The sequence below is a fragment of the Bifidobacterium panos genome (assembly GCF_012932445.1).
Lineage (GTDB): Bacteria > Actinomycetota > Actinomycetes > Actinomycetales > Bifidobacteriaceae > Bifidobacterium > Bifidobacterium panos.
Genome location: NZ_JAAIIJ010000013.1, coordinates 1 through 20,105, shown reverse-complemented (window position 1 = coordinate 20,105; position 20,105 = coordinate 1). Strand labels below are relative to the sequence as shown.

Here is a 20,105-nt window from a genome sequence, read left to right as displayed (position 1 = left end):
GGACAAAACTGACCCCCTACAGCGCACCCCAATCACCGCCAAACCAACCACCCAAAAACCGCGCAACCCCGCGGAAAAACAGGACTCAAACCGAAGCCCGCCCCACCCAAAACACACACCCGCAACAAAACCAAGGGGGCAACCATTCCCCCGAGTCAGCACGCACACCGGCAGCACGCTCACCGCCCCTTCCGGGGCGAGATTTCTCGACTCCGCTACCGCTCCGCTCGAAATGACAAGAGACGGAGCACACTCACCGGAACAACAAGGACGAAACAAACCGGTTACGCCAGAATGCCCTAGGCGGATGTTGCCGTGTGAGACGTAAGACTTGGCCTACCGGCCCGGAGGGTGTCGAACACGGCAACATCCGCCGCAAACACCGGAACAGGTCAAACAACACGCAAACCAAAACAGAACAGCAAAACGCACACTGAGAACGGGAAAAATGGGCACTGCAACTTGAGATAGACCGAGAATATAGCAACGCACACTGTGACTTGAGAGACGCAGGGAACGAGTTCGCAGCGTCGGCAAGGGTCTAAGGACACGGGAACGATCTACCACGCAAAACGGCGCCGTCCGTTGATATCGAAACGAACAGCCCACTGGGCTGTTCGTCCACTGGGCTGTTCGTCATCGTCAGTGATATCGCAATTTTTTGTACATCGCATGTATAAATTTTTGTACATGCAATGTATAAATTTTTATACATCGGATGTACAAAAATTGCATTTTTGCGTATACTGAACCACATGACAGAGTACATCTCACGCCCTTTGGCGAACTCACTGCTGAAGTCGAAACGCAAGGTGGCGATTCTCGAAGGCGCACGTGCGGTGGGCAAAACGATGATGGCGCAACGTCAACTGGTGCCGCAAGGATTTGCCTATGAAACCTTTGCGGATCAGAACACCTACGAACAGGCCAGAACGGATCTTCACAACTGGCTCTCCGGGCTGCAGCTCCCCGTGGTGATCGATGAGGCGCAGCGCGTCGCCGATCTCCCTCTGGCCATCAAGGAGATGGTCGACGCCCTGCCCTCCGGTCGCTTGTATGTTGTGCTGACGGGCAGTGCGATTATCAACCGCGGGGGTCTGAGCGGGCAGAACCCTCTGGCTCGGCGTGTTCAGCGATACACCATGAGCCCCCTGACCCAACGCGAGATCCAAGGAACCCCAGGCAGTCTCGTGGACGATCTGTTTGAAGCGGAGCCGAACGTCTCCTATAAGGAGAGCCTGTCCCGTGCGCAGTTGCTTGAGCTGATGACCGCCGGCGGCTTGCCCGGATATGCAACACAGTATCGAGAATATGAGGAATGGGAGCGCGAGCGCCTGATCTCCAACAACATTCGCACGATGCTGGGAAACACGATTCTGCCCGGCGAAAAGCTCGACATGGCGACCGCGCAGACCATTCTCGACCGGCTGCTGTGCGTGCCGGGCGGCATCCTGAACTCCAGCGCTCTTGGGAACGCCCTGGCGTTGGACCGCAGAACGGTGGAACGGTACGTGAGCATTTTCATGCGCCGCTTTCTCGTTCACGATCTGCCGAATCTCAAGACGGCTCCGAACCGCCAGACGTTCGCACGCGCGAAGATTCACCCGGTGGACACTTCGCTGAGCGTGCAGACCATGCTTTCCAAGGGCGAGGATCCCATGAAAGACGCGGTGGCATACGGTAATACGCTTGAATCGTTCGTGGCCAACCAGATCGTCCCCGCGGTGCAGTGGTCGCGGGTGCATCCCGATTGCTTCTATTGGAGGCAGGCTGGGCGCGCACCCAAGGAAGTCGATTTGGTGATGCTGAGCCGCAACCGTTTGGTGGGAGTGGAGGTCAAGTCCGCTGGAAGTGTCAGCCGCGAGGATTTCAAAGGTCTCGCGGCATTGGCCGAGGACGCGCGCTTTGAGCGCGGATATCTCGTCTACACCGGTTCCCGGGTGATGAAATGGTCGGATAATCTGTGGGCCATACCGGTCACGGCGCTGTGGGATCCGGCCGCTTTTGCCGCGACAAAATAGACAAGAATAGACACGATAGGCAGGGTGCGACGCGCGAGACACGGGCGCGGTTGGATAAATCCGGGGGATGCATTACACTTTCATACTTGTGCGTGGGTCGCGAATGCGTCCCACCAGCAACGCCACTTTAGCTCAGTCGGTAGAGCGGCTCACTCGTAATGAGCAGGTCGTCAGTTCGATTCTGACAAGTGGCTCGCCTCCCTGGGACGGCTCGCCGCCCCGGGGTTTTTGCTATCGGGCGGCTTTCCCGCCCACAGCACCGCGCGAGTGGCGAAATTGGTAGACGCGCAGGATTTAGGTTCCTGTGTCGCAAGACGTGTGGGTTCAAGTCCCATCTCGCGCACCGCTAGAAAACGGCGATATAGCAACAAAATCGCGCCTTCGCGCCACTGTTCCTTAGGCCGTTTGGGAACATTTCGGGAACAATACACAAGACACGCTATTTTCAACGCGTCGAACGACGCCCACAGCAATCAGACTTGCCAGCGTGCTTGCACGTTGTCCCAATGCCGGTCGAAAATTTCGCCCCGTAATACAGCCGCGTATACCGGCTCTAGGAAAACAATCAATCTTCTGATCACAGCGTCGAATCCCAGAGATGCTTGCCGCGCTGGCTCGTAGTTCGACCATTGCCTAAGCAGATAATCGTTCCCGGTGAAGTCTTTAATATCGTTAAACGCTTCGGCTGGCGTATTGCGGTGCCGGTGTTCCGTCGTCGTTTTGATGGCTTCTTTCAGGACGGCGCCGTCGAAATCGAACGTTTCCGACAGATAGTAGATGTCGAAGAAGTCCTTCATCCTGCTTGTGCCGGACATCCGCTCCAGAATCGCGTCCAGTTTCTCCGCAACGACGCTCTCCAACGAATATGTGTATATCTCGGGTGCCGTGAAGCCGGGGAGCCTTGTCGCGATCATCCGCTTCTCGGGTGCCGGAACCACGGCATCATCCACCGCTATATCCACCGAGAACGGAACCTTGACTTTGCCGATTCGGGCGATCAACGACACCGCCGCGCCCGGATATTCCTTTCTTCTGCCGATTCGCGCAACCTTCAGAACCTCGATGACGATGTAGCCGTTCCCCGTATCGACCGCGCAAATCTCACGAACGACCTTCCCCAGGGCCTCGAGGTCGTTGTTCAAGCCCCTGACCATGAGGTCAACGTCGCGGGTGGGCCTTGACTCATACGCCGTGAGCGTGTAAATGAACATGCCGCCCTTGAGCACGAACTTCTCGTTGTGCTTGGATTGCGAGAGTTTTCTCAGGAACTCCTCTTGCGCAAAAAGCTGAAGAACCAACTGGAACGGCAGGTCTGTCTGTTTCGCCTGATTCCTCAGCCGGTCAAGCACCGAGGCGGTTATGTTGCTTAGAGCCATGCGCCGAGCACCTCCCTTGCTTTCCTCTCCACATGCAAACGTTTGGCGTATTTCATCAGCCGCGCAACATCCTTTTCAGGGTCGTCAACATACCGTTGGACCGCCTTCGCGTAGGTTTCCGCGTCCACTTTGTTGCGGTGGGACAGCAGGTCACACATGGTTCTTTCACGGTTGTATATTCTGATGCGACAGCCGTCGATTTCAACGGTTTCCATCCCGACCAAGAACTTCGCCGCAACAACGAAATGGGGCTTGACCCTGACGCAATCGACGTTGAAACGCGTGCGCGCCGTCGTGCCCTCGACCGCGATATGCCACGCGCTCGGGGTCCTGTCAACGTACCCATAATAATCCAACGCGCTCTCCAAGCAAAGCACGCCATCGGGGAACAGCGCGGCGAGAACGGGGATGTCCGAGTATGAGTTCTCGTCAATGTAGCGGTAATAGCCCCTGCGTATGGGCTCGATTTCGTTGGCTTCGCACAACGCCTGTATCTTTTGGTAATGGTAGCCCGCGTCGTGAAGCTCGGAGGTTTTGAGTATCCCGTTGTGCCTACCGAAAAGCTCTCGCGTCTCGTCCGTCATACGATCGCCTCCCTCGTTACTGAACTATACAAATATTATATCAAAATTGTATAGTTCAATAACGCATTGTGTCAGTTTTCATTCAGTCTGATAAACCTTCCGTCCTGTGTGCGTACCGCGAAAACAAACAGTCCTCAACCATTGAGCAACTACGGACAATCCCACGACGGCCAATTCGCTGGAACCGCAACGTTCCAGCCTTCTGGAGTTATCGCCGTTGGTTTCGCCCAAGTGGTGAGGGTTCGTTTGGTTTTATGATTCGTCCAGTTCGCCGGTGCCTAGGCGGGCGTGATTGTAGCCATAGGCGAAATAGATGGCGAAGCCGACGAGCAGCCACACGACGAAACGAATCCAGGTGAGCACCGTCAGGTTGAGCATGAGCCACAGGTTGGCCGCCGCAATCAGCAACGGAACCCACGGATTGCCGGGAATCCTGAAGGCCCGCGGCAGATCGGGGCGCTTCCTGCGCATGATGGGCACAGAGATGGCCACCAGCGTGAACGCGGACAGCGTGCCGATGTTCACCATGTCGGAAAGCACACCGATGTCAAAACAGGCGGCAACCAGCGCCACCACGACGCCGACCGCGATCTGCAAGCCCGCCGGCGTGCCGTGCTTGCCGGTGCGCGACAGGCCGCGCGGCAACAGGCCATCACGGCTCATGGCGAACACCACGCGGGTCAAGCCCAGCAACAATACCATCACCACGGTGGCCAAGCCCAGCACGATGCCGAAGCTGATGATCTTCGCCGCCCAATCCGCGCCGACCAGCTCGAACGCCGTCGACAGCGACGGGCTGTCCTGCTTGGCGAGCTCCTTGTAGGAAACCATGCCGGTGGTGACGATGGCCACCAGCATATACATCACGATGATCAAGGCCATGCCCACGCCGATGCCCAGCGGCACGTTGCGCTTGGGGTCCTTCGTCTCCTCGGAAACGGTGGCCACCACGTCGAAGCCGATGAACGCGAAGAACACCAGCGCCGCGCCGGATATGATGCCGGTGATGCCGTATGTGCTGGGCGCCATGCCGGTGACCCACTGCCACAGCGGTTGCATCATTACGGCGGACGAACCCGACTCGGCAGGTTCGCTCGGCGGGATGAACGGCGTGAAATTGGAAGCCTTGACATAGAAGAAGCCGACGATCACCACGAACAGCACAATCGCGATTTTGAGCACCGTCATTGCGCCGTCCACGCGCGCGCCGATCTTGGTGCCGAACACCAGCAGGACGGTGAAGAACGCGACGATGATAATGGGCGCGATATCCAGGTGGAACGAACCGAACGTCAGATTGGTGTTGAAATCCAACCCCACAAGCCTCATGAAATCGTTCAGATAGACGCCCCAGTACTTGCTGATCACCGAACCGGCCATCAGCATCTCCAGAATGAGATCCCAACCGATCACCCAGGCCACGATTTCACCGACGGTGGTGTAGGTGAACGTGTAGGCGGAACCGGCCACCGGAATCATCGAAGCGAACTCGGCGTAACACATCACGGCCGCGCCGCACACCACGCCGGCGATCAGAAAGCTGATAATGACGGCCGGGCCGGCATGGAACGCCGCGGCCTGCGCGCCGACGGAGAAGATGCCCGCCCCCACCGCGACGGCCACGCCCATAATCGCCAAATCCCACCAAGTGAGGTTGCGTTTGAGCGAATGCCCTTCCTCGCCGGTTTCCGCCAGGGTCTGCTCGACGGACTTGGTGCGCAATACGTTCATGGGAATCCCTTCACGGCGTGCGAATGATTGTCTTATGTCCTAGCATAGCGGGGCTGCGGCCGGTTTCACCCTGACGCATGTTGAACCGCGGCTCAGCGCAAGTCGAGACCGACGACGACCGGCTCGGGAACCAAGCGCACCCCGAACGCCGCCTCGACGCCGCTCTGGACGGCTTGTGCCAGCGCCTGCACGTCGGCGGCTTTGGCACCCGCCCTGTTGGTCAGCGCCAGCGTGTGCAGTGTGGACAGGCCGGCTTGGGCGTGGGCGCTGGTCTTGAATCCCTTATGGAATCCGGCGTGATCGATCAGCCATGCGGCGGAGGTTTTGACTCCGGGGGTGCCGTCAGGTCGTTTCGCTTCGAAACGCGGGGCATCCTGCGGCAGTCTGGCCGCCTGATCGACCCCAAGAATCGGGTTCATGAAGAAGCTGCCGCAACTGTGACGGTTGGCATCCGGCTCGCCTTGCTGGGCGCACTGGGCGATCTCGACCAGTTCGGCGCGCTTGGTGCCAGCCATCGCCGGATTGTCGTAGCGCATGGCATCTTCCAACATGCCCTTGGCGGCACGCACCTTGAGCACCGCGGCGCGAATCTCCTCGGTTGCGATGCGCTGCCCCACCTCGACGCCCAGCGCCTTGGCGAGCTGGCCGTAGCCAACCGTGCCGGTCACGCTGTGCCGCAAACGGAACGTGACGGACAGCACCACATAGCGCGGTGTGGGGAAGAACTCGGCGGCCGGCGTGGCGGGGGCGGCATACATGCTGGCCTTGAGCGCGCTCATGCGATAGCCGAACCGAAGATCGGCGGGCGCCAGTTCGCGAGTCCGCTTGGCCTTGCGGTCCCAAACCTCCACGGACGCGACCGAAGTGGCGACCTCCTGGCCGTATGCCCCAATATTCTGCACCACCGAGGCACCCACCGTGCCGGGAATGCCGGACAGCCCCTCGACGCCTTCCAGCCCGAGCCGCACGGTGAACGCGACGAAATCATCCCAATTGCAGCCGGCCTCGGCGTTGACATGCACGGTGCGCTCGTTCCCCTCGACGGGCGCGGCCTCGTCGGGCACGGTGATTTGACGGCGCGCGTCACGCACCACCACGCCATGGAACGGCTCGTCGGCAACGAGCAGGTTGGAGCCCCCGCCAATCACGCACAATGGCAGCCCCGTGGCATCCGCGCCCTCGACGGCCTCGATGACCCCGACGCGCGTGGTGGGTTCAACGAAACGATCAATCTCGCCACCGACCCCGATGGTGGTGATATCCGCGAAAGAAGTCATGGCTTCAAGCTTACAAAAAGACCCGACCTTGAAGGCCGGGTCTTGCACATGTGAGGCACTCAGCGAGTCTCGCGGTGCACGGTCTGCTTGCCGCAGCGAGCGCAGAACTTCTTAAGTTCGAGACGATCCGGAGTGTTGCGACGATTCTTCGTCGTGATGTAGTTACGCTCCTTGCACTCGGTGCATGCCATCGTGATGCCGGGACGGATGTCGGCGCTCTTAGCCATGTTCATTCACCTCTAATAGTCTTAAGGTGCGCCCGCCGGGCGACGGGCGCAATTCGTAGCGAGGAAGAGGCTCGAACTCTTGACCTTACGATTATGAGTCGTACGCTCTAGCCAGCTGAGCTACCCCGCCAGAGAGCCCCGAGTGAGAATTGGACTCACGACCTCTTCCTTACCAAGGAAGTGCTCTACCACTGAGCTATCGGGGCGTGGCGGATAGTGGATTCGAACCACTGAAGCACGAAGCGCCTGATTTACAGTCAGGTCCCTTTGACCGCTTGGGAAATCCGCCAAGTCTCGCCGCACGTTTTGAACGGGTCAGAACGGGCAACTTGGCTAGTTTGCCACGGACGGGGGACTTTCGCAAGTTCACGACACACCGCCGGTGTCGGCATATTCGGCCGCATACGCATATTCCATACGACGACGGCATACGCACGCACATTGCGCACATATTGCGCACACACGCAACAAACCCCGCAGCACGAGGCTTGCGGGGCTTGAAATAGTCGAGATAGTGAATGCCTATATATCGGCTATATCGGCTATCAGCCGAGAATGGCCAGCACGTCGCGAGCGGCGACGATCAGATAGTCCTCACCCTCGTAGCGCACTTCGGTGCCGCCGTACTTGGAATACAGCACCTTGTCGCCAACCTTGACGTCCATCGGGATGCGTTCGCCGTTGTCGTCACGACGGCCCGGGCCAACGGCCAGCACTTCACCCTGCTGCGGCTTTTCCTTGGCGTTGTCGGGAATGTACAGGCCGGAAGCGGTCTGGGTCTCGGCCTCGGCCTGCTTGACGATAATCTTGTCTTCCAACGGTGTGAGCTTAATCGACACTGTGGGTCACCTCGTATTCGATAGTTGCTAATGTGTCTGCGCCACGGAGCGAACCCGGGAGGCTGACGAACACCCAAGCGGCCCTGAGGCACTAGGTCACATGGTAGCGCGATTATTAGCACTCTGCCAACTTGAGTGCTAACGCTGTGAGTGAAATCGGCTCGATTCCTATGCCTTACTATGCCTTACGGCGTGTGAGAATCGCTTCCAAGCCGATGCCGAGCGAATCGGAAGTGGCCGCGGGCGCGGTGACCTCGGCCTGACGTTCCGTCAGATGGAATGCCTCGACCTCCGCGGGGTCGCCCGGCTCCGTTTCCACCTTGGCCTCGGCGGACAGCATCTCATGCTCGACAGTATCGACCGGCTCGGCCTTGGCGACCTGGCGGGTGGACTTGATCTCCAGACTTTCCGGAGCGGCCGCCTCGCTGTCGGAACTGCCCAGCGAGAACGAAATGAGATCCTGCTCGGGGGAGGCGGCGGCGTCGGGCGTTGCGGGAGATGGTGATGATGATGATACAGAGGACACAGAAGACACAGACGATTGAGCATCCGCTTCGGACGGCTCGCTGGCTTGCTCGACCTTGCCGCGCCGCTCGAAAGCCTCGCGCTTCTCAATCTGCGCCTTGCGCAACGCAGTGTGAATCTCACGCTGCTCCATCACTTCCGTATCGGGTTCCTCAGGAGTGTGAGCAGCTGGCTTTTTTTCACGCGCAGCAACTGGCCGCTGTTCCCCACGTTCAATAGCGGCCGGCTTCGCCCCTGACGGCACGGCTGCGGCGGCAGAACGCTTCGCGTCGAGCGCGACCTTGCGCTCCCACTCGCGGGCATGTTTCGCGGCGCGAGCACCCAACGCAAGCACGGCACCCAGCAAAACGGCGGGAATAAGCGCGAACCACGGGCTGAAATGAAAGACAAACGCGCACACCAAAACCAGCACGGTGATAACGGCCAGCGAGATGGCGATGAAACGACGACGACGAATGGCCTCATGGCGCAAACGACGCACTTCAGCGACGCGCTGTGCGCTGATATGTCCCACGTTCGACTGCATCACTATCCCCTCCATCCGGGTATCGCCGTCGCTGAATCGCGTTCCACTGTGTTCATCCACCAGATGCAACGACGTGGAATATTTGTCCGCACGATGCTCCTGCGTCCATTTCATACCTTTACGCGTGCGCGCGGGCAACCAAACCGCGATTCCCATGAGCACAATCACCAGCACGATGATGGTGCTTAGTGAGTCGTATCCCATAACTGTCAAGAATAGGTGAGAATCGTCATATTCTCGTGGTTTCCTCACGGGCGTGTCGGGATAGCCAGGACCGTCGGGATAGTCAGGACAGTCGGGACAGCCGGGATATGAGACGCGCCGCGAACCCCTGCCCCATATCCTCAGCGAGCAGACTGAAGGTCTCATGTGTGCGCCACTGGCCGTCGACATATATGTAGCCGGGCCTCGGACCCTCGTGGCGGGCGCCGACCTTGCGCACCACGGCAAGCGAACGCTCGTTGTTGGGCAAGATGGCGATTTCCAGCCGGTGCAACTTGGGGCCGGTCGGATCGGCGATCGCCCAATCGGCGAGCATGGCGAGTGCCATCGGCGCGATGCCCCGGCCGGCGACCTCCTGCGCAACCCAATAGCCGACCACGCCGGTGCGCATCGAGCCGTATGCGATTGCGCCGAGTGAGATTTTGCCCACGACGCGCATCTGATATTCGATGAGGAATATCACGCCCGTGCCCTGCTGCTCGTCGCGCCGCTGGCGTTGCACCCACTGGTTGAACGTGAAGGAGGGGCCGTGCATGGGGTCGCCCGAGGCCCAGGGTTTGAGCCAATCGCTGTTTTGGGAATACAGGTCGTTCCATGTTGCGGCGTCTTCGAGGCTCATGGTTCGCAGTGTGATCGGCACGCCGCCAGCGGGTGCGTGAAGGGTGAGGGGCACTCGGATGGCGTTGGGGTTGGAGGGATTCGTTGAGCTGAAAGCGTTGCGAATGGTCTGGAAGACTGACATGCCCCCATTGTGCCACCTTCGCCCCACTTGCCTGTTCTTGCTCAATACCAATCGGACAGTTTTGCGTCTGATTCGTAACGGATGATGCAGTCCTCAATACCAATCGGACAGTCTTATGACTGATTGGTATTTGGACGATGCGGCCCTCGTTACCAATCGGACAGTCTTGCGTCTGATTCGTAACGGATGATGCGGCCCTCGTTACCAATCGGACAGTCTTGCGTCTGATTCGTAACGGATGATGCAGTCCTCAATACCAATCGGACAGTTTTGCGTCTGATTCGTAACGGGTAATGCGGCTCCATTACCAATCGGACAGTCTTGTGACCGATTCGTAACGGATGATGTGATGCAGCCCTCGTTACCAATCGGACAGTTTCGTGACTGATTGGTAACGGATGATGCAGCCCTCGTTACCAATCGGACAGTCTTGTGACCGATTCGTAACGGATGTGATTGCTCCCGTGACCAATCGGACAGTTTTATGACTGATTGGTAACGAGTAATGCGGCTCCATTACCAATCGGACAGTTTTGTGACTGATTGGTATTGGGTTGCGTAGCTTCAGTGTCCACGTGACAGACCGGACGCGGCTGTGACCGAACGGTAACGGGTAAGGTGGCCGGCATGGAACCAGCCGAAAGCAAGCAGGAGCTGCGGCGCGCGGCCATTGCGCGACGCAAGCTGGTTGCGGCCGAAGAGCGAACGCGCGCCGGCGCACAAATCGCCAATCACCTGCACGAATTGCCATTGCCGGAACACGGCGGCATGGTGGCCGCCTACGTTTCGGTGGGCTCGGAAACCGAAACGCGCCCACTGCTTGCGGCGCTGTTGCGCGAAAGCTACCGCGTGCTGGTGCCCCGGCTGGGCGGCGGTATGGATGTCGGCTGGGGCGAGTTGCGCGGCGCGGACATGGCCTTGGCGGATTGCGGCGAACGCCGGCTTCAGGAGCCCGCTGGCGATGTTCTGTCGCCTGAAATATTGCAACGGGCGCGCATGATTATCCTGCCGGCGCTGATGGTGGACGAATGCGGCACGCGGCTGGGGCGCGGCGGCGGATGGTACGACCGCGCGCTGATGCACCGTGCGGCGAATGCCCCGGTGATTGCGGTGTGCTGGCCTTGGGAAATCAGCCCGGCACCCTTGCCGCACGAAACGCACGACCTGCCGGTCGACGGAGTGCTGAGCCCCGAGGGGTACCGACCCCTGAAACGCGCGACCCCGCCAGCGCGCGACTGTCAGGCCAATGATTAGGATATGAACGGTTGCAACCTGAGTAAGACGTCTTTTGCGGGAGGAACGCATGCCCACCTACCATTATCGCTGTAAGTCCTGCGGATATGACTTCACCGAGCATCAATCGTTCGACGACGAACCCATCACCGTGTGCCCCGAGTGCCACGAGCAGCAGGTGCGTAAGGTATTCTCCGCAGTGCCGATCGAGTTTAAGGGTTCCGGCTTCTATCGCACCGATAAGAAGTGATATGACGCGTGTCGCGCGCCAGCGAAAGCTGAAAAGTTAAGGTAGCGCGTCCAGCTTGTAAAGTCACGGATGTCCTATATGTGAAGAAATCCGGGGGCTCTATCCACAATTGTCTGGCGGACTTGCGCTCCGGCTCCATGCCGTTCAAGCATGGACGATATGAAGAAGATCAGCTTGCCTTGGGCGCAACTCGCCAGCCCCACGTTGGCCGGCCGCCGTCAACGCGCGCGGCTGGGGCGCATAGGTGTGGCCGTGTTCGCCTGCCTGAGCGTGCTGGTCACCTTGTCTGTGCTGACATCCTCGCAACGCACCACCACGGTGATCGTGGCCGCGCACGCCATCAAGCGCGGGGCGACCATCCGCGCCCAAGACGTTGCCGCGATGGAGGTTCCCAGTTCGGCCATCACTCGTGATGCGTTGCGGTCCAGCGAAGAGGCCGCGGGCAAGATCGCGCAGATCGACATCGACGCCAACCAGCCTCTGTTCCCCACCAATGCGCGGGACGCACCGGTGGTGCCGTCCGGCCACACCGTGCTTGACGTGACGGTGGCTAACGGCGTGACCGCTTTGCGTGTGGGCGACACTGTGTCATTGATGTCGTCGGTGGGCTGTGAGGAAATGTCCGGCGTGTGCACTCTGGCTGATACGGCATTGGTGATGGGCGCTACGGACGACGATTCCGGCGCGCATCTATCGGTCGCGTTGGCTCCTGATGCCGCGCTCAAAGTGATGGAGGCGGCGGAATTAGGCGCCATCATCGCCGTACATCAATAATTACGCGACCCCAAACCAGCTCGTTTTCAGGACCATACCGGTAAATCAACGGGAAAGCACGTTCAGATAAGCGAAGCCCGTGCTTGGGGCTCGGCTGTTGCCGTGTTCGACACCCTCCGGGCCGGTAGGCCAAGTCTTACGTCTCACACGGTAACAGCCGAGCCCAAAAAACTTTGCTTATGTCTGTTTGAGGGTAACGCGTCTATGTGCGCTTGGGGGTAGCGTGTTTATGCGCGCTTGAGAGTAGCGCGGTTATGCTCGCTTGAGGAAGCGGATTTCCTCTTCTAGCTGTTGAATACGTAAAGCTTGGGCGGCGATGAGACGGTCGCGGGGGTCGCGCGGATCGTATGGATCGACGGTGTCGCGGGATTTGGGCGTGGGCGGCTTGGGATGGAGTGGTTCGGGAGAGCGCTTCCAGCGGGCGAAGGCGCGCTCGATGCGCTTATGGCCCACGAGCTTGGGATCAAGGCCGGCCTGGCGGAACAGGTCCACCGGCTTCTCACCCTCCCTATAACGGCGCATGCACTCGATACGAAACCAATCCGCGTAATGGATACGCGAGGACGCGTCCACCATATCCACCGCAGCCAACGACGACAAATACGCCCGCTGACCCGACGTAAACACCTGCGACTCACTCATTGCCGGCCGTCCTTCCTGATACGCAGGGAACTGAAAATCTGAGGCCCCCGCTGTCTTGTGCGAGGCTCGCGATGCTGTCGCCGCTCGCTGCTTTGAAGAGCGCGCGACACCAAACACGGGAATCTACAGGCCCCCGCAGGCGGGGGCTGTCGCGCGGATGCGCGACTGGGGGTGGTCACGCCAGTCACGTGACCACGCCCGCACCACCCCCAGTCGGCCGCGGCCGACAGCCCCCGACGTCTTATGCGACGCTCGCGACGCTATCGCTGCTCGCTGCCACGAAGAGCCCACAGGGCTCTTCGTCCAGCGGGGCCAAGGGACGCAAAACCGGGATTGGGGGAATGAGGAAAGGCGGGGGACGCGGGGCGCGAGCCCCATGTCCCCCGCCTTTCGGAAACCGTCAACCGGTTGGTGGACCGGGCGCTAGCCCGGTCCAGCCGGTGGCCGGAGCCGGTCAGTTAGGCCGGTCCGGCCGGTGGCCGGGCGGTTGAGCCCGACCCGATCCGGTTTAGTGGGAGCGGCGGCGGCGCAGGGCGCTAGCGGCGAAGCCGGTAGCGGCCAGGGCGAGGGCCGTCAGGGCGGCGGTCAGGCCGGTGGCGCCGGTGGAGGCCAGGGCGTTGACCTTGCTCCAGCGGGCGTGCAGCTTCTTGCCGATCGCATCCTCCACACTGGTGATGAGGTTGCCCTCGTCGTCGTACCAGCCATCGAACTGGTAGCCGTCGCGCGTGGGCACGGGCAGCTTGCCGTCCTCGCCCGTCCAATCACTGGGCAGGGTGCCGCCGTTGGCGTCGAACGCGTCGTTCACGCTGGTCCACTTGGCGTGCAGCTTCTTGCCGATCGCATCCTCCACATTGGTGATGAGGTTGCCCTGTTCGTCGTACCAGCCGTCGAACTTGTAGCCGGGCTTGTACGGCAGGGGGAGCTTGCCGTCCTCGCCGGTCCAACCATTGGGCAGGTTGCCGCCGTCGGCGTCGAACCCGTCCGCCATGCTGGTCCACTTGGCGGTGAGCTTCTTGCCGATCGCGTCCTCCACGCTGGTGACCTGGTTGCCGTCCTCGTCAAACCAGCCGTCGAACTTGTAGTTCGGCTTAGTCGGGATCGGCAGCTTGCCGTCCTGGCCGGTCCAACCCTTGGGCAGGGTGCCGCCGTCAGCGTCGAACCCGTCAGGCAGAGCGGTCCACTTCGCAACCAAATCCTTGCCGATGGCGTCCTCGGTGTTGGTGATGCGGTTGCCGTCCTGGTCGTACCAGCCGTCGAACTTGTAGTCAGGCTTGTACGGGATGGGCAGCTTGCCATCCTCGCCGGTCCAACCATCGGGCAGGGTGCCGCCATTCGTGTCGAAGGCCTGGTCGACCGGCGTCCACTTGGGGTGCAGGGTCTTGCCCGCCGCATCCTCCGCGTTCGTAATCGGGTTGCCGTCCTCGTCATACCAGCCATCGAACTTATAACCCGGCTTGGTCGGCACGGGCAGCTTGCCGTCCTCGCCGGTCCAACCGTCCGGGATGGTCACGTCGCCGTCCACATCGAACGTCGTCGGCAGCTTCGTCCAATGCGCGGTCAGCTTCTTGCCCGCGGCGTCCTTCAACGTGGTGACCCTGTTGCCGTCCTCGTCAAACCAGCCATCGAAACGATAACCCGGACGCGTCGGGGTGGGCAGGTCGCCGTCCTCACCCGTCCAATCGTCAGGCAGGGTGCCGCCCTGGGGGTCGAACGCGTCGTCCAGCTTCGTCCAGTGGGCGGTCAGCTTCTTGCCGATCGCATCCTTCACCGTCGTCACCAGATTGCCGTCCTCGTCATACCAGCCATCGAACTTATAGCCAGGCAGCGTCGGGGTGGGAAGCTCGCCGTCGGCGCCCGTCCAGTCGGACGGGAGCTTGCCGCCGTTCGGGTCGAACGCGTCGTCGATCTTCGTCCACTTGGCGGTCAGGTTCTTGCCCACCGCATCCTTCAGGGTGGTCACCTGATTGCCGTCCTCGTCAAACCAGCCATCGAACTTATAGCCGGGACGCGTGGGGATGGGCAGCTGGCCGTCCGAACCCGTCCAGTCGGACGGGATCGTGCCGCCGTCCGGGTTCAACCCGTCCGTGCTGGCGTTCTTCGTCCACGTGGCCGTCAGCGTCTTGTCGCCCGTATCCGAAGTGCCGATGCCGGTGACAGGATTGCCCTTCTGGTCAACCCAACCCGCGAACGTATAACCGCTCCTCGTCGGGCTCTTCAGGGTCGCGCCCACACCATAGGTGTACGTGCTCGGGTTCTTGGGGTCGGTGCCGCCGTCGAGCTTGTACGTGATCTTGTACGTGTTCGCCTTCCACGTGGCGTTCACCTGCAACATCGACTGGTCGAACGTGCCCGTGACGTTCCTGTCCCAGCCGGTGAACGTGTAGCCGGTGCGCGTCGGGTTGGCGGGGATGGTGTACTTGGTGCCCAGGGCGCCGGTGAGGACCTTGGACGCGTTATTGTCCGTGTCCACTCCGCCGTTGTAGGCGAAGATCACCACGCTGGCGGCGGCCGGCGCGTACTGCGCGGTGAACGTCACGTCGCCCGCGACCATCGTCAGACCGGCCAGTTCGTCCGCGGTTTTCAGGCCGTACTGGTCCGACTGCCAGCCCACGAACGTCCAACCCTCGTCCACGCTCACGGTCGGGGCCTTGACGCCGGTGAGCCTGGCGCCCGTGGTCACCTTATACTCGTCGGTGCCCGAGATCGAACCATGCGAACCCTTGTCGAAGGACACCGTGTTCGCCGCCGGCTTCCACGTGGCCGTCACCACCAGCGACGGACTGTCGAACGTACCGCTCGGGGGCGTGTCCCAACCCGCGAACGAGTAACCCTTCATCGTCGGATCCGCCGGGATCTCATACGCGGTGCCCAACGCGCCGGTCACGGTCCTGGACGGGTTGCCGTCCGCATCGGTGCCGCCATCGAACACGAACGTCACCGAACCCAACGCGTTCGCCGTCCACACCGCCGTCATCTCCACGTCTTTGGCGGGCATGACCAGGTCGGCCAACTGATCGGAGGTGACCAGGCCGAATTCCTCGGACTGCCAGCCCACGAACGAATACCCGGCATTCGGCGTGACGGTCGGGGCCGATACGCCGGCGTCGGACAGCTTCGCGTCCGTGGCCACGCCGTCGTAGGACAGGGTGCCCGAGATCGTGCCATTGGAGCCCTTGTCGAACGTCAGCTTGTGCGACACCGGGTTCCACTGGGCCGTGTACACGGTCACGCCGTCCGACTCGTACGTACCGCTCGGGGTCACGGTCTCGCCCGCGGCGTTCGTCCAGCCGGCGAACTCGTAGCCCTCGCACGACAGGCTGTCCGTGGCGGGCACCGTGTAGGTGCCGCCCTTCAATCCGGATTCGGACAGGAGCGACTGGCCGGCGACCTGGCCGCCGTTGGCGTTGAACACCACCGTCGCGCCATCATTCTTCGCATACTGCGCCGTGAACGTCACCGTCTGCGCGGAACCATCCTGCAGGCCCGTGACCAGGTACTTGCCCTTCACGCCGTCCTTGCCATACACCAGATCGTCCGCATCGCACTTCCAACCCGTAAACGTCCAACCAGCCGCAGGGGTCGCCGTCGGCTCGCCGGGAACCTTGTCGCCGGAAGACACCTGGTAGGTCGACTCGCCGTCCAGGCCGGTGCCGTCGCCCTTGTCGAACACGACCGTGTTCACGGTCCTCTCCCACACCGCGGTATACGTCACGGACTTATACGTCGTGGACAACTCCTTGTCCCAGCCCTTGAACGTGTAACCCGTACGAGACAACGAGGACGGAACCTTCGCCTTATCCGCATCCGTGTACCCCTGGCCGTCACGGCCCGTCAACACCAGCGACGAATTGTTGTCCGCGTCCAGGCCGCCGGCGTAGTTGTACAACACCTGCACACTCGACTCCGGCACATACTGCGCCGTAAACGACACCGTCCCGGCCTTATCGCCCGTGTTCGTGCCCGCGACGACGTACTTGTCCACGCTGTCCTGCGAATACACCCTGTCGTCCTCGTCGCACAGCCAGCCAGTGAAACGCCAGCCGCCGTTCGCGGTCGGCGCGGCCGGCTTGCCATTCACGGCATTGCCGGTGTTCACCGTGTACTTGGTCGTCTCGCCCGCGGCGATCGCACCGTGATCGCCATCCTTGAACGTGACCGTGTTCTCATTCGCCGTCCACTGCGCCGTATACTTCACATTCACGTACTTGCCAGACGGCTCCGTGTCCCAACCCGCGAACGTGTAGCCGGCGCGCGTCGGCTTCTCCGCGACCTTCGCCTTGGCCTCCGCGTCGTACTCGCCGTTCGCCGTACCCGACAACGTCACCGTCGTCTTGCCGTCCTGGTCATGACCACCGTTGTAATCCAACGTCACCACCGCATCCGGCAAATCCGCGTACTGCGCCTTGAACCACAGGCCAGGCTCCGCCGGCAGGCCGGCGATCTGGGACGGCTGGTAAATCGCACCCTCCGTGTCCTCGCCGTCCTTGGTCACGATGGACAGCCAACCCGTGAACTTCTTACCAGCCGGAGCCGCCACCGTCGGCTCCACATACTCCTCGGTCGAAGTGTTCAGCTTCTCGCCGGTGTTCACCGTCAACGACGCATTCACGCCCGCGTCCAAAGTGCCGCCGTTCGCATCGAACGCCACCGACTGGGGCAACGCGTCCCACTGGGCCGTGAACACCGCATCCGACACAAACGTCACCGTCGTGGCCTCCTTAGTCGGCGCGTCCACGGTCGACGGGGTCGACGCCCAACTGTTGAACGAGTAACCCTCACGCGTCGGGACGGGCACGGCGGCGGTGGTGTTCTGACGACCCTTGACCGTCAACTTCTCCGCCTTGTCCGTGTCGGTGCCGCCGTTGTAGTCGAACGTCACCGTCACCTCAGGCAACGCCTCATACACCGCAGTGAACTTCAAACCATACTCGGCGGGAACGGCGCCGACCTTATCGGGCTGGTACACCGCGCCATTCACCGTATTGCCGGCAGTGTCGGTCACGCTCGACTGCCAATACAGGAACCGCCAGCCGGCCTCGGGCGTCACCGTCGGACCGGTCGTCGCAGGATACGCCTTGCCATCATCCTTGCCAACGCCCTTGCTCACGGCCTGCTCGGTCGTGACCACCAGCGTGGCCGGCGTATCAGCCTTCAACTCGCCGTGCTTGCCATCGCCCTCGCCCGCGGAGAACGTCACCTCGGTATCCGTTGCCGGAGTCCACTGGGCCGTGAACGTCACATCCTTGTCATACGTACCCGTGTACTTACCAGTCGCCGCATCCTTCGTCGGCAGGGTCGCGCCCGTGAGGCTGGCCTTCCAACCGTCGAACTTGTAACCCGGCTTCGTCGGCTCCACCGCGCTCGTGGTGTACGACGCGCCCTTCAGACCCGTCAGCACCTCGAACGAACGCGACTTGCCGTCCACGGTGGAGGTGCCGCCGTTGTAGTCGAACTGGACCAACACCTTGTCCGCATCCTCATACACCGCCTCGAACGTCACATCAGACGTCACCACCAAATCAGCCAGGGCATCGGTATCAGTATCAGCGTTAACCGGGAACACAGCACCATCCACATCAGTGGAACCACCCTCGGTGGACGCCTTGGCCTTCCAGCCGACGAACTTCTTACCCGCGGCCGTACCAGCCTTGGTCATCGTCACCGTCGGCGTCGCATAATCCTCGACGCCCTCGGACACCTTCAAACCATTCGTCGCCAACACAGAATCAGGAGCCGTCATCGAACCATACAGCTTGCTCTCATCCGGGTTCTCCGGATCGTAATCCGGGTTGACCACGAACGTCAACGTACGCTTCATATTCGCCGCAATCGACACATCACCCGTCACATACTCACCCGGAATCGACAACAGGCCCGTCTTCGCGTTGAACGTGAAATCATCAGTCGTAAGGGTCTTCGTATCCTCGCCGTCCTTGACCTTCACCGTCAACAACGACGCAGCCAACTTGCCCGACGCAGCCGTGGCCGTCAACGTCGCGGAATACTCAGAACCCTTCACAGCACGATTCACCGTATCAGACGTCGACACACCCGCAGGCAAATCATACGTCACCTTAACAGGCTCAACAGCAGCAGACGTTGTCGAACCAACCTTAGCAAGATCGAAACCCTCAAACTCAACATAAAAACCAGCAAGGGGGCTATCCTCCACATATGCCTCATATACGGATGCGCTATTCTGCAGATCGTTCCACTGACCGTAATCTCCCGCACCATACTGGCCACAACCTTCAAGACCTTGGTAGGCGCTGGGTTCTTTGGTAGTGCTAATAGTGTTCCAGTTGGTGTATACGCCATCGACAGCATGACCGTTCGCCGCCGTGGAGTTGGTCCAGATCATCTGTCCCCTGCTCGGGCCCGTCACCCAATACCAAGCCGTACCAAAATCCGACGACCCATCAGTGGTGACATCAAACGTATCAGGCTCAGCCTCAGCCAAACGAGCCGCAGACGTAAAACGAGTCGCACCCATCCAACCCGGCTGGTTCTTGAACGAGTTGTAAATCAGGTTATGCTCCTCAGCCGACTCGATAGTCAGCAAATGACCCTTCTGACTAAGAAACTCCCAAGTCTTCGCCTCACCAGCCGCAACATTCCAATCCTCGATCTTCGGGACGAACACGTAAGCGTGATTATTGAACAGAGTCACTTCATACTCCGCGCCGCTGCCGTCCGTGGCCTTCGCCTTCAACGGCTCACACACCGCATTCACCGTGATGTTCTGCGTCGTGCCCGCAGTGGTACTTGTGGTGAACGTCAAACCACGCAAATACGCCTGCAACGCCTCCGCGGTAATCGTCGCCGCGCCGTCCTCCGCAGACGATCTGATCGTGATATACGAATACTTACCATCGGAAGACACCTTGTCGCCGGCCACATATCCGCCCGTATCATTCAACGCATCCACGATCTTCGCATTCGCAGGAACAGCCACATCCTTGCTCGGCGTGAAATACCCCGAATCAACCTGCACCGTGACATACGAGGTATCCGGACCCTTGACGGTCGCCTCGCCCAGCTTGTACGACGCGCCCTCGGTCGCACTGCCGAACTCGACATTGGTCTTCTTGCTCTCGTTAAGCGTGATATCCGGCTTGGTGCCCGTGGTGGTGTCG

Annotated in this window: 14 protein-coding genes and 5 tRNA genes; 6 read left to right on the top strand and 13 right to left on the bottom strand. The window is 60.7% G+C overall.

Annotated features, from left to right (window positions below):
* Positions 1 to 755 precede the first annotated feature (755 nt).
* The 3 genes from G1C94_RS03755 to G1C94_RS03745 all read left to right on the top strand — a co-directional run bounded on the left by G1C94_RS03755 (position 756) and on the right by G1C94_RS03745 (position 2,364).
* Positions 756 to 2,021 (top strand): ATP-binding protein, encoded by a 1,266-nt coding sequence (locus G1C94_RS03755; protein WP_172144827.1) that lies wholly within the window; start codon positions 756 to 758, stop codon positions 2,019 to 2,021.
* Between the two features lie 121 nt (positions 2,022 to 2,142).
* Positions 2,143 to 2,215, top strand: a tRNA-Thr gene (locus G1C94_RS03750).
* Between the two features lie 67 nt (positions 2,216 to 2,282).
* Positions 2,283 to 2,364, top strand: a tRNA-Leu gene (locus G1C94_RS03745).
* A 130-nt stretch (positions 2,365 to 2,494) separates the two neighbouring features.
* Here G1C94_RS03745 and G1C94_RS03740 read toward each other — a convergent pair.
* The 11 genes from G1C94_RS03740 to G1C94_RS03690 all read right to left on the bottom strand — a co-directional run bounded on the left by G1C94_RS03740 (position 2,495) and on the right by G1C94_RS03690 (position 10,070).
* Positions 2,495 to 3,397, bottom strand: coding sequence for a nucleotidyl transferase AbiEii/AbiGii toxin family protein (locus tag G1C94_RS03740; RefSeq protein ID WP_172144824.1), 903 nt, complete (start codon positions 3,395 to 3,397; stop codon positions 2,495 to 2,497).
* Entirely contained in the window at positions 3,388 to 3,981 is a 594-nt protein-coding gene (locus G1C94_RS03735; RefSeq protein WP_172144821.1) for a type IV toxin-antitoxin system AbiEi family antitoxin domain-containing protein, read from the bottom strand. The genes G1C94_RS03740 and G1C94_RS03735 overlap by 10 nt, the downstream gene beginning before the upstream one ends.
* Positions 3,982 to 4,233: 252 nt before the next feature.
* Positions 4,234 to 5,712, bottom strand: coding sequence for an amino acid permease (locus G1C94_RS03730; RefSeq protein ID WP_172144818.1), 1,479 nt, complete (start codon positions 5,710 to 5,712; stop codon positions 4,234 to 4,236).
* 92 nt (positions 5,713 to 5,804) lie between these two features.
* The gene (locus G1C94_RS03725) at positions 5,805 to 6,989 is read right to left on the bottom strand and encodes a UDP-N-acetylmuramate dehydrogenase (RefSeq protein ID WP_172144815.1); all 1,185 of its coding nucleotides are present in this window, start codon (positions 6,987 to 6,989) and stop codon (positions 5,805 to 5,807) included.
* Between the two features lie 59 nt (positions 6,990 to 7,048).
* Positions 7,049 to 7,216, bottom strand: coding sequence for a 50S ribosomal protein L33 (gene rpmG, locus G1C94_RS03720; protein ID WP_172144812.1), 168 nt, complete (start codon positions 7,214 to 7,216; stop codon positions 7,049 to 7,051).
* Positions 7,217 to 7,272: 56 nt separating this feature from the next.
* Positions 7,273 to 7,346 (bottom strand) — tRNA-Met (locus G1C94_RS03715).
* Between the two features lie 4 nt (positions 7,347 to 7,350).
* A tRNA-Thr gene (locus tag G1C94_RS03710) sits at positions 7,351 to 7,422 on the bottom strand.
* A gap of 1 nt (position 7,423) precedes the next feature.
* Positions 7,424 to 7,505, bottom strand: a tRNA-Tyr gene (locus G1C94_RS03705).
* 256 nt (positions 7,506 to 7,761) lie between these two features.
* Entirely contained in the window at positions 7,762 to 8,055 is a 294-nt protein-coding gene (groES, locus tag G1C94_RS03700; protein ID WP_172144809.1) for a co-chaperone GroES, read from the bottom strand.
* A 178-nt stretch (positions 8,056 to 8,233) separates the two neighbouring features.
* A complete protein-coding gene (locus G1C94_RS03695) occupies positions 8,234 to 9,310 on the bottom strand; it encodes a hypothetical protein (RefSeq protein WP_172144806.1) in 1,077 nt (358 codons plus the stop codon).
* Between the two features lie 82 nt (positions 9,311 to 9,392).
* Positions 9,393 to 10,070, bottom strand: a complete 678-nt coding sequence (locus tag G1C94_RS03690) for a GNAT family N-acetyltransferase (protein WP_172144803.1) — start codon at positions 10,068 to 10,070, stop codon at positions 9,393 to 9,395.
* 627 nt (positions 10,071 to 10,697) lie between these two features.
* Here G1C94_RS03690 and G1C94_RS03685 point away from each other — a divergent pair.
* The 3 genes from G1C94_RS03685 (at position 10,698) to G1C94_RS03675 (ending at position 12,327) form a co-directional block, all read left to right on the top strand.
* Positions 10,698 to 11,324, top strand: a complete 627-nt coding sequence (locus tag G1C94_RS03685; RefSeq protein WP_172144800.1) for a 5-formyltetrahydrofolate cyclo-ligase — start codon at positions 10,698 to 10,700, stop codon at positions 11,322 to 11,324.
* Positions 11,325 to 11,373: 49 nt separating this feature from the next.
* Entirely contained in the window at positions 11,374 to 11,553 is a 180-nt protein-coding gene (locus G1C94_RS03680) for an FmdB family zinc ribbon protein (protein ID WP_172144797.1), read from the top strand.
* 159 nt (positions 11,554 to 11,712) lie between these two features.
* Positions 11,713 to 12,327, top strand: a complete 615-nt coding sequence (locus G1C94_RS03675; RefSeq protein ID WP_172144794.1) for a flagella basal body P-ring formation protein FlgA — start codon at positions 11,713 to 11,715, stop codon at positions 12,325 to 12,327.
* A gap of 252 nt (positions 12,328 to 12,579) precedes the next feature.
* Here G1C94_RS03675 and G1C94_RS03670 read toward each other — a convergent pair whose 3' ends face one another.
* Together G1C94_RS03670 and G1C94_RS03665 are read right to left on the bottom strand one after the other, a co-directional pair.
* Positions 12,580 to 12,969: a hypothetical protein gene (locus G1C94_RS03670; RefSeq protein ID WP_172144791.1), complete on the bottom strand. Its 390-nt coding sequence runs from the start codon at positions 12,967 to 12,969 to the stop codon at positions 12,580 to 12,582.
* 508 nt (positions 12,970 to 13,477) lie between these two features.
* On the bottom strand, positions 13,478 to 20,105 hold a 6,628-nt coding region (locus G1C94_RS03665; protein WP_172144789.1), incomplete at its 5' end, for an InlB B-repeat-containing protein.

Excerpts from the sequence above, each read along its gene's own strand:
- rpmG (WP_172144812.1), bottom strand. The coding sequence starts at position 7,216 with ATGGCTAAGAGCGCCGACATCCGTCCCGGCATCACGATGGCATGCACC.
- G1C94_RS03670 (WP_172144791.1), bottom strand. The coding sequence starts at position 12,969 with ATGAGTGAGTCGCAGGTGTTTACGTCGGGTCAGCGGGCGTATTTGTCG.
- G1C94_RS03735 (WP_172144821.1), bottom strand. The coding sequence starts at position 3,981 with ATGACGGACGAGACGCGAGAGCTTTTCGGTAGGCACAACGGGATACTC.
- G1C94_RS03685 (WP_172144800.1), top strand. The coding sequence starts at position 10,698 with ATGGAACCAGCCGAAAGCAAGCAGGAGCTGCGGCGCGCGGCCATTGCG.
- G1C94_RS03755 (WP_172144827.1), top strand. The coding sequence starts at position 756 with ATGACAGAGTACATCTCACGCCCTTTGGCGAACTCACTGCTGAAGTCG.
- G1C94_RS03675 (WP_172144794.1), top strand. The coding sequence starts at position 11,713 with ATGAAGAAGATCAGCTTGCCTTGGGCGCAACTCGCCAGCCCCACGTTG.
- G1C94_RS03740 (WP_172144824.1), bottom strand. The coding sequence starts at position 3,397 with ATGGCTCTAAGCAACATAACCGCCTCGGTGCTTGACCGGCTGAGGAAT.
- G1C94_RS03730 (WP_172144818.1), bottom strand. The coding sequence starts at position 5,712 with ATGAACGTATTGCGCACCAAGTCCGTCGAGCAGACCCTGGCGGAAACC.
- G1C94_RS03725 (WP_172144815.1), bottom strand. The coding sequence starts at position 6,989 with ATGACTTCTTTCGCGGATATCACCACCATCGGGGTCGGTGGCGAGATT.
- G1C94_RS03695 (WP_172144806.1), bottom strand. The coding sequence starts at position 9,310 with ATGGGATACGACTCACTAAGCACCATCATCGTGCTGGTGATTGTGCTC.
- G1C94_RS03690 (WP_172144803.1), bottom strand. The coding sequence starts at position 10,070 with ATGTCAGTCTTCCAGACCATTCGCAACGCTTTCAGCTCAACGAATCCC.
- G1C94_RS03680 (WP_172144797.1), top strand. The coding sequence starts at position 11,374 with ATGCCCACCTACCATTATCGCTGTAAGTCCTGCGGATATGACTTCACC.